Genomic DNA, 13,924 nt, shown 5'->3' with positions numbered 1-13,924 from the left:
TTTTTATAAAAACAGCCTGTGCAATTTTTTATCCACACCATCCTGCTTTTTGCAAAAATTGTTAATATCTGTTATAACACCCGGTTATTGCGTCTTTTAGATTATTTAATTACAAGTGATCCATTAATCATAAAAAAAGCCCCGGTAAACTGTTAAGTACACAATTTATCAGGGCCTATCCCCAAAAAGAAAGGGCTTTAAAAATTTCCTTCGGGTCTCTCCCTATGGGTTAGACCCGAAGGGGGGCTGTTATTGCTTCAATAACCACGCAAAAATTAACGGGGCCACAATGGTCGCGTCGCTTTCTACTATAAATTTAGGGGTGTTGATATCCAACTTGCCCCAGGTGATCTTCTCGTTAGGTACCGCGCCCGAGTAAGAGCCGTATGACGTGGTCGAATCCGAGATCTGGCAGAAATAGCTCCAGAACGGGATCTCGGGCATCTCCATATCCTGGTATAGCATAGGCACTACGCATATCGGGAAATCGCCGGCTATACCGCCGCCTATCTGGAAAAAGCCCACGCCTTTACCATCCGAATTTTCGGGGTACCAGCCGGCTAACCAGGCCATATATTCAATACCGCTTTTCATGGTCGAGGCTTTGATCTCGCCCTTGATCACATACGACGCGAAGATATTGCCCATGGTGCTATCTTCCCATCCCGGAACCACTATCGGCAGGTTTTTTTCGGCAGCAGCCAGCATCCACGAGTTTTTTGGATCTATCTCGTAATATTGCTCCAGCACGCCGCTCAATAACATTTTATACATGTATTCGTGCGGGAAATAACGTTCGCCGGCGGTATCGGCATCTTTCCATATTTTGTGGATATGCTTTTGTAAACGGCGGAAGGCTTCTTCCTCGGGGATACAGGTATCGGTAACGCGGTTGTAGTGGTTCTCTAATAAATCCCACTCGTCCTGCGGACTCAGATCGCGATAGTTTGGTACACGCTTATAGTGCGAATGCGCCACCAGGTTCATGATATCCTCTTCCAGGTTTGCGCCTGTACACGATATAATGTGGATCTTATCCTGGCGGATCATCTCGGCCAAAGAAATACCCAGTTCGGCAGTACTCATGGCCCCACCCAGGGTCACCATCATTTTACCGCCTTCCAGCAGGTGGGTTTCGTAGCCTTTTGCCGCATCCATTAAAGCGGCCGCGTTAAAATGCAGGTAGTTTTTCTCAATAAACTGAGATATGGGTCCTCTTGTAGTGCTCATTTTCAATTGATTTTTCAGGGGGCAAAAGTACGGATTGTGTGGTGAGTTTAACCACAAAGGCCACAAAGTTTTTTGCACAAAGGGCACTAAGCTAATTATATCGGTAATAAATTGTCACAAATTAACATCCATGGATCAATCATCATAAAATAAAACTTTGTGTACTTTGTGCTTCCTTTCTTTGTGTACTTTGTGGTTAAATAGCCACCACGGCAAACAAAATCCCCCTATCTTAGTTCCGTAAATCTGAACATGAAAAAACTTATCCCGCTTTTAGCCTTCATCTTATTAGCCCCTCCCCTTTTCGCGCAAAAAAACCTGCTGCCTAAATTTGTCCGCAAAATGCTGTTCGAGAAAGACAGCAGCAAGCACAGCAGCTTTTTCCTGCTGCCCGTACTCAGTTCGGCACCTGAAACCGGTTTGGAAGTGGGCGGCTCGGCATTATATTCTTTCTATACCGATACCATACATAACGATACCCGTGTATCAAACATCTTCGGGTATGGCACCATTACCACCAAGGGCCAAAGCCGTTTAAGCTTAAGCACCACTTATTGGGCGCCGCACAATGCCTGGCGTTATATGGCCGGCATTAGTTATATTAATTTCCCGTTTGATTTTTATAGTATCGGGCCAAATACTTATAAAGCAGGCAAAGACCATCTGGGCCAAAAACGCTTTAAACTTAATTTTGAGGCCGATAAAAAATTTGGCAAATACGTCTACATCGGTTTTATGGCAGGCGGCTTTGATTATAAATTCACCAACGAGAACCCGGGCGGCAGCTTTGATACCAACCCGCGTGTGGAAGACCGCAAAGGCGGCTCCAGCGTATTAGCCGGACCAGCTTTTATTTTTGATACCCGCAATAATAATACTTACACCACCAAAGGCATTATCGTTACCAGTTACTTTAACCTGTTCCATGGCATTGGCGCTAACGATACTTATAAAGGCGGCTTGCTGAACATTGAAATATCGCAATATAACTCGCTTAGTAAACGCCTGATGCTGGGGTTTGATATACAAAGCCAAAACCTGACAGGTGCCCGGTCGCCGTTTTACCTGCTGCCATCCTTAGGCAGCGACGAAATTATGCGCGGCTACTATAACGGCCGTTACCGCGACCGTAACATGCTGGCCGGCCAGGCCGAACTGCGCTACCGCCTAAGCGATCGTGTGGGCATTGCGGGCTTTGCAGGGACAGGTACGGTATTTAATAAAACGTTCTCCTTTTCGGATCTGAAACCCAATTACGGCGGTGGCCTACGTTACTTTTTTGATGTAGAAAAAGGCCTCACCATGCGTATGGACTACGGCGTAGGCCAAAAAGTTGCCGGCGAGCAAAGGCAGAGCGGGTTTTATTTGAGTTTGGGGGAAGCGTTTTAAATGTGCAAATGCGAGGATGTGCAAATATGCAGATGAGAAACAGAGATTTGCGAATTATTTGCACATCTGCATATACGCATATTTGCACATCATATTAAAACCTGATCTTAAAATCCTCCTTAGCCTGTCCTTTTTTAAAGTACACCAACCCTATCCAAAACAAATCCACCGTTACTGTTACCTGCGGGTGGGTTTTTATTTGTGCCCAGGCTTCCTTCATCCCCTCGCTCCAGTAAATATCATCGAAGATGAGCAGGGTATCCTCGTGCACCTTGGGCAGGCACCATTCAAAATACCTTAGGGTAGCATCCTTTTGGTGGTTACCATCTACGTAAACAAAATCCAGTTGGGGTAAACTGTCAATCAGCGGGTGCAGGGTATCATCAAAATTGCCTACCCCTTGTTCAATACCGGTAGCAGCATCCTGTTTAAATACATCGCCGGCTACAGCGGCAGTTTGCGGGCAGCCTTCCAGTGTGTATGTTTTGGCGGTTGGGGCGGCATGTTGCAGGTATAGGGTGGTAATACCTAAGCAGGTACCCAGCTCTATCATACTTTTGGGTTGCAGATCGGCCACCAGGCGGTAGATCAATTGTGCCAATCGTGGCGATTTCAGGGCATTTTGGGCAATTACGCTTACCTGTTTTTCGCGGTTTTTGTTCAGGTGCGATCCGGCGCCTAAGTCGGTTACCGTGATGGTATGATTGTCATTCAGCAGTCTTTTTCTGATTTTTTCAATCCGGGAATATATTTCTTTTTCAGAAAAATCGTAAATTACCTTATCAACCAAACGGTACACAAATGGTGAGTGCAGGCCATGCCTGTTTTTAGCCGTAAATTTGTGTAGCAGGTAATCTATACCGAACCTTATATTTAACATGCGGTAAAATTATTAATATTTTTGGTTGGGACTGAAAATGATAGAGAATACTAAAGAAATAGCATCACTGATACGCCTGCTGGACGACCCAGACATGGAGGTTTTTGAACATGTGCACGATAAATTAAAATCGTATGGCAGCGAGGTGATCGAATACCTGGAAGGGGCTTTTGAAGAGGCCTTTGACCCGATACAGCAAGACCGTATTGCCAACCTGGTGCACGAGATCCAATTTGGGGCGTTAAAAGACGATTTAAAACTTTGGCAGCAAAGCGGCGCGTTCGACTTGTTACAGGGCGCCCTGATCATCAATAAATACCAATACCCCGACCTTGACGAGCAGAAAGTAATCAACCAGATTGAAGCCATAAAGCGCGATATCTGGCTGCAGATGATCTACGATGCCAGTCCGGCCGAGCATGTGAAGCTGATTAACCATGTGCTGTACAGCATTTACGGCTTTAGCGGCAATACCGCCAACCACCAGGACCCGCAAAACAGTTACCTGAGCCAGGTGCTGGAAACCAAAAAAGGCAACCAGATCTCGCTGGCTATTATCTATTCTATCATCGCCCAGAAACTGGATGTGCCTATCTATGGCGTTAACCTGCCGCAGCATTTTATCCTGGCTTATGTAGACGAAAGCATGGAGAACGATTTTGAGGGCGGCATCCTGTTCTATATCAACGCCTTTAACAAAGGCTTTATTTTTGGCAGGCGCGATGTGGATATGTTTCTGAAACAGCTGAACCTGAAAGCCGAAAAACAGTTTTACGAACCCTGCAGCAACAGCGATATTATTAAACGCATTTTACGAAACCTCATCAGCGCTTACGAAGCATTAGGATCGCCCGATAAAGTAAGGGAGCTTACAGAACTATTGGCTATAATGGAGTAAGCCGTTATTGTTTCGCGGCAAAGAACAAAGCTTTCAGTTCGGTAGCATCATCCGGGTTCATTTTGCCGCTTAAGATCAAACGCAGCTGACGGCGGCGAAGGGCGCCATCAAACAAACTTGCTTCCTCCTCGGTTTCGGGCAATAACTCGGGAACTTTAACAGTATTGCCGTCCACATCCAGTGCAACAAAGGTGTAATAAGCCTCATTACTTTTCACTTTTGTACCGGATGGTATATTTTGTGCCCAAACATCCAACCGCACCTCCACCGAAGTATTGAACGAGCGGGTTACTTTAGCTTCGATGCTCACCACATCGCCCAGTTTAATAGGATGTTTAAAGGATACATTATCTACCGATGCCGTTACCACCGTGCGGTTACAGTGTTTTTGGCCCGATATAGCCGCGGCAATATCCATCCAGTGCAGCAAACGCCCGCCCATCAGGTTATTCAGCGTGTTGGTATCATTGGGTAATACCAGTTCATTCATTATCGTGTACGATTCTTTGGGCGCCTTCGGGTTCATGTTTTTCAATGTGCAAATGTGCTTATGTGCAAATATGCAGATTATCGCTCATTTGCTCACACCCAAACGCATCTTTGCACATTAATATATTCATTTGCACATCTGCATATTCGCACATCTGCACATCGTTCCCCCTTTAGGGGGTTAGGGGGATTACCTCCTCGCTCCCGTATTCAACAATCTATACCCCACCAATTCATCCCAGCGTGCGCCTACCGGGCGGTAGTATACCAATAGCTGGTAATCGTTCTCGGTTTCAAAATGGCTGCCTTCTAAAAAGGTATTATCGGGCTTTTTGGTGACGGCATCAACCCAAACGTATTCGTAATCGTACACACCCTGCTTTAAAAACAGACTGGTATAAAAGCGCCCGCTGGTATTATCAAACTCCATTTTATTATCGGCGGTAAGCTGATAGTTGTTAAACTGCCCAACGATATAAACGGCACCGTCCTTATCGGTTTTGTTGGTTGCCAGGTTAAAATAAATGTGGGCGTAGTCGGCATCGGTGCGTGGGTCGCGGCCTTCCTGGTTGCCGATAAAGTACTTACCATCGTTATCATACTGAAAGGTATAATTTGGTTTATCGCGGCTATGGTCGGTTAGCAGCATTACTGTGTTGGCGGTATCGCGATAGATCCGGTCAATCCTATCCGAGTTTACCCTGAGCGACCGTGTATCAAAATGCCTGAACTCGTTACCGCCGGGGAAATCGTTGGTGCTTACATCGTTATAGATCAGTTGCGTGCCGCGGATATAAGCCGGCCGGTTGTTCATAACACCAGTTGGCGTGCGGGCGTTTTGCATGATAAAGGTGCGGATATCATTATAAGGGTTCTGCACGTTCAGCGCGCCGTAATCCAGCTGAAAGTTGATCTTTTGATTGGTTTCGCGCAGGCTGGTATTTTGCGATGCCATTATGTCGGCAGCTATGCTCACTTTGCTGCCTAACACGTATAAGCGGCGGGTCAATACGGGGCGGTTTTGATCGCCGTCTTCGTAAACCTTCAGCAGGTAGTTGCCCGCAATTTTGGGGACGATGTTTTGATTGGGCAGCATCAATTCATAATGCACATACTTTTGCCGCGTCCCGGTAGAATAGCGGTAGTCCATGATCCGGTCATCTGTAAAGCTTTGCAGATATTCGGTAGGCGAAAGGCGTGATGATTGCCATTGCGCATCGCAATGCTCAATGGTATAGGTAAAACTGCGGGAGCTACTGCTCAGGTCATCAAACGATAGCAGCACCTGCTCGTTAGTCCGTAGGTTGATCATGGGCAAGCTGCCCTCTTTACCCAGCGCATAAAACTCCACGCTTTTAATTTGAGGGCGGTAAACTTTATCATCATAAACCATGGCCTGCTGGGCAGTAGCTTTAAAACCGATGACGAGCAGGAAAAGAATATAAAGTTCTTGCTTCATTATAATTATAATGAAGCAAGATAGGAAAAGCGCATGGAATTAATGTGCAAAAACAAGACGGCGGTTAAACAAAGCCCTTCGCCTTTTCCAAAGCCCTGTCCAAACCACTGGCATCCTTACCACCGGCAGTAGCAAAGAACGGCTGACCACCGCCGCCGCCCTGGATCTCTTTAGCCAGTTCGCGCACGATGTTGCCGGCATTGAGGCCTTTCTCTTTCACCAGGTTTTCGGATACCATGACGGTTAAACCGGGCTTGCCGTCTATTTCGGTTGCCAGTACCATAAACAGGTTATCAACGATATCCTTTACCTGGTAAGCCAGGTTCTTCACCGCGTCGGCATTGGGCAGGGCCACACGCTGGGCAATAAAGTTGATGCCGTTAATAGCTTCCGCTTTGGCTGCCAGTTCGGTTTTTAATCCTGATGATTTTTCCAGTACCGATTTCTCGATCTCCTTTTTCAAACGGCTGTTCTCGTCCAGCAGGGTTTCCACGCTTTTGGCTATGTCCTTCGGGTTTTTCAGCAGCTCCTTTAATTGGTGGATCAACTGATTTTGCTCATTAATATAGTTTTGAGCGGCAATCCCGGTAATGGCTTCAATACGGCGCACGCCGGCAGCCACAGCGCTTTCGGCCACTATTTTAAAGAACCCGATCTGACCGGTAGCCTTCACATGCGTACCGCCGCAAAGCTCCTTGCTGAAATCATCATCGAAGGTAATTACACGTACGTACTCGCCATACTTTTCGCCAAACAATGCAGTTACGCCACTGGTGATAGCTGTTTGATAAGCTACGTTACGTTCCTCTTTCAGCGGGATATTCTCGCGTACCTTTTGGTTTACGATAGCTTCTATCTGCGCAATTTCTTCGTCGGTCACCTTGCTGAAGTGCGAAAAATCGAAACGCAGGTAATCGCCGTTCACCAAACTACCCTTTTGGTTAACGTGGGTACCTAAAACCTGTTTCATAGCGGCATGCAGCAGGTGCGTGGCGCTGTGGTTGCCCTCAATACTTTGGCGGCGTTCGGCATCTACAATGGCGGTAAGGGCATCATCCGGTTTAGATGGCAACTTATCGGCAAAATGTACAGTAAGGCCGTTCTCCTTTTTGGTATCGGTAATATGGATCACCTCGCCATTGGGGAAAACCAGTTCGCCGGTATCGCCCACCTGCCCGCCGCTTTCGGCGTAGAAAGGTGTTTTATCCAGCACAATCTGGTACTGCTCCTTACCTTTGGCAGTTACTTTACGGTATTTGATGATATGAGTAACGCTCTCGGTTTCATCATAGCCGGTAAATTCCACGCTGTCGTCATCCTGCAAAACTGTCCAATCGCCGGTATCAATGGCGGTAGCAGCGCGGGAGCGGGTTTTTTGTTGCTGGAGTTCTCGTTCGAACCCTTCCATATCGACAACCCAATCGTTCTCTTTTGCAATCAGTTGGATTAAGTCGATGGGAAAGCCATATGTGTCATAAATCTCGAACGCAACCTTACCATCTATTAAATAAGGTTGTTTTAGCAATCTATCTAAGTCGAATTTTGTTGTGTCTATTTTCCCAGCCGCGTTAAAACGATCTGCTGCTCTTTGCAATTCATTAATTCCCAATCGTTGAAGTCCTTTTTCCAAGGTTTTTAAGAAAGAAATTTCCTCTTCCAAAATAACCTTCTGCACAAAATCCTTCTGGGTATACAACTCATCAAACACCCCCTTAAACTGTTCGGCCAGTAAAGGCACTAACTCATTAAAGAAAGGTTCTTTAAAACCTAAAGTTTGATAACTATAACGTACAGCACGGCGTAAAATACGACGGATCACATAACCTGCTTTATTACTTGCCGGCAATTGTCCATCAGCAATAGCGAAACTGATGGCACGGATATGATCGGCCATTACACGCATGGCTACGGCATCGTTCCAATCGGTATCACCGGGTTTGGCTTGGCTGTTATATGTTTTACCGCTTTTGACAGCAATAAACTGGATCATCTCCTGAAAAACATCCGTATCATAGTTTGATGTCTTCCCCTGCATCACGCGCACCAAACGCTCGAAGCCCATACCGGTATCCACATGCTTAGCCGGCAGCGGGTGCAGCGAACCATCTTTTATGCGGTTAAACTGCATAAACACGTTGTTCCAAATCTCTATCACCTGGTCGTGATCGGCGTTTACCAAAGTAGCGCCGCTTACCTCGGCCCGCTCATTATCCGGGCGACTATCGAAGTGGATCTCCGAACATGGCCCGCAGGGACCGGTTTCGCCCATTTCCCAAAAATTGTCTTTTTTATTACCGGGCAGGATATGGTCGTCGGCTACGTATTGTTTCCAAAGGTTAAGGGTTTCGGTATCTTTTTCCAGGCCTTCTTTGGCATCACCTTCAAAATAGGTGACATACAGGCGGTCTTTATCCAGCTTGTAAACTTCGGTCAACAGTTCCCAACTCCAGTCGATGGCTTCCTTTTTAAAATAGTCGCCAAAGCTCCAGTTGCCCAGCATCTCAAACATGGTGTGGTGATAGGTATCAATCCCCACCTCCTCTAAATCGTTATGCTTGCCGCTTACCCTAAGGCAGCGCTGGGTATCAACCGTGCGCGGAAATTTGGCCGGTTCCTCACCCAAAAAAATGCTTTTAAACTGGTTCATCCCCGCGTTGGTGAACATCAGGGTAGGATCGTTTTTTATCACAATAGGGGCCGATGGAACAATGGTATGTCCCTTAGCGGCAAAAAAATCAAGAAAAGCCTGGCGTATCTCTTTAGCAGTCATAGTGGACAAAGATAGGAATTTGTCTGAACCATGATTTATTGGATTTAAGGATTAACAGGATTTTTGTGAGCTACTACAACAGAGGGGGTGTCATGCTGAACTTGTTTCAGCACCCCACATGCAAAGTGAACATTATGCAAATCTGACCTTAGGATGGGGTGCCGAAACAAGTTCGGCATGACTTTGAGCATAAAAAAACGGCACCGATGAAACATCGGTGCCGTTTTTTAAAATTCTAATTCCCCTTTTAGGGGCAGGGGGCTTTATCTCCCTTTAATATCCGTATAATCGCGGGTGGTAGCGCCTACATATACCTGGCGCGGGCGGCCGATAGGCTCTTTGTTTTCTTTCATTTCTTTCCACTGCGCAATCCATCCCGGTAAACGGCCCAGGGCAAACAGCACGGTAAACATTTCGGTAGGGAAACCTAAGGCGCGATAGATGATCCCGCTGTAAAAATCAACGTTAGGGTATAGTTTACGCTCAACAAAGTATGGGTCTTTCAGAGCCACTTCTTCCAGGCGTTTGGCTATTTCCAGCACTTCATCGTCCAGGCCTAATTCGTCTAGTATATCGTCGCAGGCTTTTTTAATGATCTTGGCGCGCGGGTCGAAGTTTTTGTAAACGCGGTGTCCAAAACCCATCAGGCGGAAAGGATCGTTCTTGTCTTTAGCTTTTTTGATCCATTTATCGGTATCGCCGCCGTCGGCTTTAATTTTCTCCAGCATCTCGATCACCGCCTGGTTAGCGCCACCATGCAGCGGGCCCCACAGGGCCGAGATCCCGGCCGAGATAGAGGCATAAAGGTTAGCATCCGATGACCCTACTATCCTTACGGTTGATGCCGAGCAGTTTTGCTCGTGATCGGCATGCAGGATCAACAGCTTGTTCATGGCGTTTACCACTACCGGCTTTATTTCCACTTCCTCGGTGCGCTGACCAAAGGTCATGTGCAGGAAGTTATTTACATAATCGTATTTATTTTGCGGGTAAATAAGCGGATGCCCTAAGGACTTTTTATAGATCCAGGATACAATGGTGCTCATTTTGGCAATCAGCTTCACAATTTCCAGATTAATCTCGTCGGCATTTAAACCTGGCTTTAACGAGTCGGGGTTAAATGCGGCCAAAGCGCCGATCAGCGACGACAGCTGCCCCATCGGGTGCGAACCAGATGGAAAACCATCGAAGAATTTCTTCATATCCTCGTGCACCAGCGTATGGCGGCTGATGAGGGTTCCAAATTCCTGCAATTTTTCGGCAGTCGGCAATTCGCCGTAGATCAGCAGGTAGGCAACTTCAATAAATGTCGATTTTTCGGCTAATTGCTCAATCGGGTAACCACGGTATTTCAGGATACCTAATTCGCCATCTAAAAAAGTAATAGCGCTTTTGGTAGCCCCGGTATTTTTGTAGCCCACATCAAGGGTAATGTAACCTGTAAGGTCCCTTAGTTTAGAAATATCGATGGCCTTTTCATTTTCCGACCCTTCAATTACAGGCAGATCATATGTTTTATCACCTATTTTTAGCTGTGCTGTTTCCGACATAGAAAATTTAATTGTATACTCAACAAATGTAATTAAATCTGCGTATTATTACCCTTCAATAATAATTTACCGTTTGTAAAATTATCTTTGCTAAGATATAAACCAGCATTATTGTTTTACAGGTTGCTCCTGTTTATTATTAATGTACATTTTTAAAGGAAATTTGTTACTGATACACGAGGGCTTCTCTGCCTACCAGTTAATGCTGGCAGGCTTTGCACTGCTGCTGGTATGCGCGGCGGCCTTTATGCTGTATAAAAAATTAAACCGCCTGCGCCTTGAAGCTGATTTTGAGGGCGAAGAGGAACCGGTTAGCCCCCAGGCCCCTGTACCATCAACACCCGTTATCAAATTTACAGCCGCTGCCCCAGCGCCGGCATATATTCCAGAACCTGTTGCCCCTGTTGCAATTGCGCCCGAACCCATAGTCGAAGTTATCCCTGTCCCGGTACAGCCGGTAAGTGCCCCCACCGAATTAATGTTATCCGAAAGCACTAACGAAGTTAACGCGATACTGAATTCGCTATCGGATATTATTTTTGAATACGACGAGAACAATGTTTGCATTAACCTTTGGTATAACAAAAACCAAAAGCTGGTTGCAGACCCCGAACTATTTCGCGGCAAAACTGTTAGCGAAAGCATGTCCCCGGAAAATGCCAAAATTGTTAACGACACGCTTGATTTTGTTTCGGCCAACGGTATATCAACCACTATTGAGTTACGATCGGTTTTCGGAGAGAACAGGTGGTACCAATCGCACGTTAGCCCGGTTTTTGATGATGCCGGCGTTTTTACAGGCCGCACTACATCGTTAGTAACCGACATTACCGACGAAAAGCAGCGCGAGAACGAATTAAAGGAAAAACAACAACGCCTGCTTGAAGTACAAAAAATTGCCCGCCTGGGCGATTGGTGGTATGATATTACCCGGAAAGAAACCCATTGGTCAGACAATCTGTATGCTTTGCTGGAGATTGACGCCCTGCCGAAAAACACCGGCCATTTTGAATATTATACCAGCCGGGTGCAGGCAGACGACCGCCGGTCGGTTTACCAGTTCTTCGCGGATGTTGCGGGCATAAAGCATCCGGATAACCAGCACAGGATATTAACGGCCAACGGCAATTTGCGCTACTTCCGTATCGTGCGCGGCGAACCTGTGCGCGATGATAAAGGAGAAATAACCCGCGTAACCGGCGTAATACAGGACATTACCGAAAACCGGGTAACAGAGCGCACCATTAAAAAAAGCAAAGCCGAACTGCAGGAAGCGCAAACCATTGCCAAAATTGGTAATTGGAAATGGTACCTGGGTCAAAAAACCATTGCCTGGTCTGACGAGATTTACCATATTTACGAGGTTAGCCCTGCTACCATGAAAGCCGGTATCAGTCATTTTAAGCTGCTGCTGAAGTATGTACACCCCGAGGATAAATCCATACTGCTTGGCTTCCTGAAAAACCCGGTTAACCTGCGCCGTACCTCGTACGAGTTCCGTATCATCACCCCCAAGGGTGAAATAAAATACCTGAGCCTGATCACCACTAAAATAAAATATGGCGAGGATGGCAGCGTACGTAGTGTAATTGGCACCCTGCAGGATATTACCGACCGCAAAAAAGCCGAGCTGAATATTCAGCAAGCCGAGGATAACTACAAACTGGTATTAGAAAGTATTAAGCTGGCAGCCTTATCATTGGATAAAAGCGGTAATATTATTTATTGTAATAAATACCTGGCCAGCCTGTTAGGCTACGATCAAAGCGAATTGATTGGCATCAACTGGTACGATAAACTGGTACCCCCAAATTTAAAAAGCGTATTTAAGGAGTGGTATCTCAACCATAACATTAAATCAGACTATATTAACCCCGTGATTTGCCGCAACGGCGAGCAACGTATCATCAGCTGGCAAAACACCACCATTTACGATGAGGAGGGCCACATTAAGCAAACTACCAGTATTGGCGAAGATGTAACCGATCAGCAAAAAGATCGTCAGCGGCTGATCAGTGCTAAAGAGGAAGCCGAAAGGTCGTCTTTGTTTAAATCGGATTTCCTATCAACCATGAGCCACGAGATCCGCACGCCTATGAACGCGGTTATTGGCACCACCAACCTGTTACTGGAAGAAAACCCGCGACCCGATCAGCTGGCTTATCTTAATAATCTCAAATTCTCGGGCGAAAACTTGCTGGGTATCATAGATGATATACTTGATTATAATAAAATTGAGGCTGGCAAGCTGGAACTCAACAAGGTACAGCTGAACATTGGCGACCTGATTAATAATATCAAACAAACTTTTCAGGCCCGGGCCATGGAGAAAAAGCTGGATATTGTTGTCGAGGTTGACCAACTGATTCCCAATAATCTGATCGGCGACCAGATCCGTATCAGCCAGATCATGAATAACCTGTTGAGTAATGCCATTAAGTTTACCCACAAAGGGTCGGTTACCATACTGGTACGCGAAGAAAACCGTGATGGCAAACGGGTAAAACTAAATTTCACCGTGGCTGATACCGGCATCGGTATCGATGAGCAAAGCCTCGAAAAAATATTTGAACCTTTTGTGCAGGAATCGCAACGGCATGACTATGGTGGCACCGGATTAGGCCTGGCTATTATTAAGCGCCTGGTTGAATTGCACGGCAGTACTATCCGCGTAAGCAGCACACTGGGCAAAGGCACACAGTTTAACTTTTCTATTGAGTTTGAATATTCGGCCGCGCCGGTGACCAAACCGCAGATTAACCCGGTACAAAAAATGCAGGAAGGCGACCTGACGGGTATGAAAGTATTGGTGGTGGATGATAATAAAATGAATATCCTGATTGCCAGCCGTTTTCTTAACAAATGGAATGTCACCATCAGCGAGGCCAACAACGGCCTGATCGCTACCGAAATGGTTGCCAAAAACCAATACAACCTAATCATCATGGACCTGCAAATGCCTGTGATGGACGGCTTTGAAGCCACCCGAATTATCAAACAAGCCCATCCCCATCTGCCCATTATTGCCCTTACTGCCGATGCCATGCCCGAAACCTTTGCCAAAGCACAAGACTGCGGCATGGACGATTACCTGACCAAACCCTTTATGCCCGAAATACTTTTTGAGAAGGTATCGAAATTTTACCGGACGCCGGCAGAGGGGTAGTCATTAGTCGCTGCGCGGTCATTGGGTCATTGGGTCATTGGGTCATTGGGTCATTGGGTCATTGGGTCATTGGGTCATTGGGTCATTGGGTCA

At 46.3% G+C, this 13,924-nt stretch carries 9 protein-coding genes; 3 read left to right on the top strand and 6 right to left on the bottom strand.

Annotated elements, in window-relative coordinates; genetic code table 11:
- Positions 1 to 249 precede the first annotated feature (249 nt).
- Entirely contained in the window at positions 250 to 1,230 is a 981-nt protein-coding gene (locus tag AC07M6_RS21985; RefSeq protein ID WP_494893206.1) for a deoxyhypusine synthase family protein, read from the bottom strand.
- A gap of 252 nt (positions 1,231 to 1,482) precedes the next feature.
- Between AC07M6_RS21985 and AC07M6_RS21980 the strand changes: the two genes are divergently transcribed.
- Complete coding sequence (locus tag AC07M6_RS21980; RefSeq protein WP_494893204.1) at positions 1,483 to 2,619, top strand: BamA/TamA family outer membrane protein; 1,137 nt, start codon at positions 1,483 to 1,485, stop codon at positions 2,617 to 2,619.
- Between the two features lie 94 nt (positions 2,620 to 2,713).
- Here AC07M6_RS21980 and AC07M6_RS21975 read toward each other — a convergent pair whose 3' ends face one another.
- Complete coding sequence (locus AC07M6_RS21975) at positions 2,714 to 3,499, bottom strand: O-methyltransferase (RefSeq protein ID WP_494893202.1); 786 nt, start codon at positions 3,497 to 3,499, stop codon at positions 2,714 to 2,716.
- 37 nt (positions 3,500 to 3,536) lie between these two features.
- On the opposite strand from AC07M6_RS21975, the gene AC07M6_RS21970 reads away from it, so the two are divergent.
- Complete coding sequence (locus AC07M6_RS21970; RefSeq protein WP_494893200.1) at positions 3,537 to 4,397, top strand: transglutaminase-like domain-containing protein; 861 nt, start codon at positions 3,537 to 3,539, stop codon at positions 4,395 to 4,397.
- 4 nt (positions 4,398 to 4,401) lie between these two features.
- Here AC07M6_RS21970 and AC07M6_RS21965 read toward each other — a convergent pair whose 3' ends face one another.
- The 4 genes from AC07M6_RS21965 to AC07M6_RS21950 all read right to left on the bottom strand — a co-directional run bounded on the left by AC07M6_RS21965 (position 4,402) and on the right by AC07M6_RS21950 (position 10,665).
- Positions 4,402 to 4,923, bottom strand: a complete 522-nt coding sequence (locus AC07M6_RS21965; protein WP_494893771.1) for an acyl-CoA thioesterase — start codon at positions 4,921 to 4,923, stop codon at positions 4,402 to 4,404.
- 153 nt (positions 4,924 to 5,076) lie between these two features.
- Complete coding sequence (locus AC07M6_RS21960; RefSeq protein ID WP_494893198.1) at positions 5,077 to 6,345, bottom strand: type IX secretion system plug protein; 1,269 nt, start codon at positions 6,343 to 6,345, stop codon at positions 5,077 to 5,079.
- 64 nt (positions 6,346 to 6,409) lie between these two features.
- Positions 6,410 to 9,115: an alanine--tRNA ligase gene (gene alaS, locus AC07M6_RS21955; protein WP_494893196.1), complete on the bottom strand. Its 2,706-nt coding sequence runs from the start codon at positions 9,113 to 9,115 to the stop codon at positions 6,410 to 6,412.
- 263 nt (positions 9,116 to 9,378) lie between these two features.
- The gene (locus AC07M6_RS21950) at positions 9,379 to 10,665 is read right to left on the bottom strand and encodes a citrate synthase (RefSeq protein ID WP_494893194.1); all 1,287 of its coding nucleotides are present in this window, start codon (positions 10,663 to 10,665) and stop codon (positions 9,379 to 9,381) included.
- A 142-nt stretch (positions 10,666 to 10,807) separates the two neighbouring features.
- Here AC07M6_RS21950 and AC07M6_RS21945 point away from each other — a divergent pair, with 142 nt between their 5' ends.
- Positions 10,808 to 13,831: a PAS domain S-box protein gene (locus AC07M6_RS21945; RefSeq protein ID WP_494893192.1), complete on the top strand. Its 3,024-nt coding sequence runs from the start codon at positions 10,808 to 10,810 to the stop codon at positions 13,829 to 13,831.
- The last annotated feature ends 93 nt before the right edge of the window (positions 13,832 to 13,924 follow it).

The organism is Mucilaginibacter sp. GW821-FHT07H05 (genome assembly GCF_059418485.1).
This window is presented reverse-complemented; position numbering and strand designations above follow the sequence as displayed.

Excerpts from the sequence above, each read along its gene's own strand:
- AC07M6_RS21945 (WP_494893192.1), top strand. The coding sequence starts at position 10,808 with ATGTACATTTTTAAAGGAAATTTGTTACTGATACACGAGGGCTTCTCT.
- AC07M6_RS21960 (WP_494893198.1), bottom strand. The coding sequence starts at position 6,345 with ATGAAGCAAGAACTTTATATTCTTTTCCTGCTCGTCATCGGTTTTAAA.
- AC07M6_RS21965 (WP_494893771.1), bottom strand. The coding sequence starts at position 4,923 with ATGAACCCGAAGGCGCCCAAAGAATCGTACACGATAATGAATGAACTG.
- AC07M6_RS21985 (WP_494893206.1), bottom strand. The coding sequence starts at position 1,230 with ATGAGCACTACAAGAGGACCCATATCTCAGTTTATTGAGAAAAACTAC.
- AC07M6_RS21980 (WP_494893204.1), top strand. The coding sequence starts at position 1,483 with ATGAAAAAACTTATCCCGCTTTTAGCCTTCATCTTATTAGCCCCTCCC.
- AC07M6_RS21975 (WP_494893202.1), bottom strand. The coding sequence starts at position 3,499 with ATGTTAAATATAAGGTTCGGTATAGATTACCTGCTACACAAATTTACG.
- AC07M6_RS21950 (WP_494893194.1), bottom strand. The coding sequence starts at position 10,665 with ATGTCGGAAACAGCACAGCTAAAAATAGGTGATAAAACATATGATCTG.
- AC07M6_RS21970 (WP_494893200.1), top strand. The coding sequence starts at position 3,537 with ATGATAGAGAATACTAAAGAAATAGCATCACTGATACGCCTGCTGGAC.
- alaS (WP_494893196.1), bottom strand. The coding sequence starts at position 9,115 with ATGACTGCTAAAGAGATACGCCAGGCTTTTCTTGATTTTTTTGCCGCT.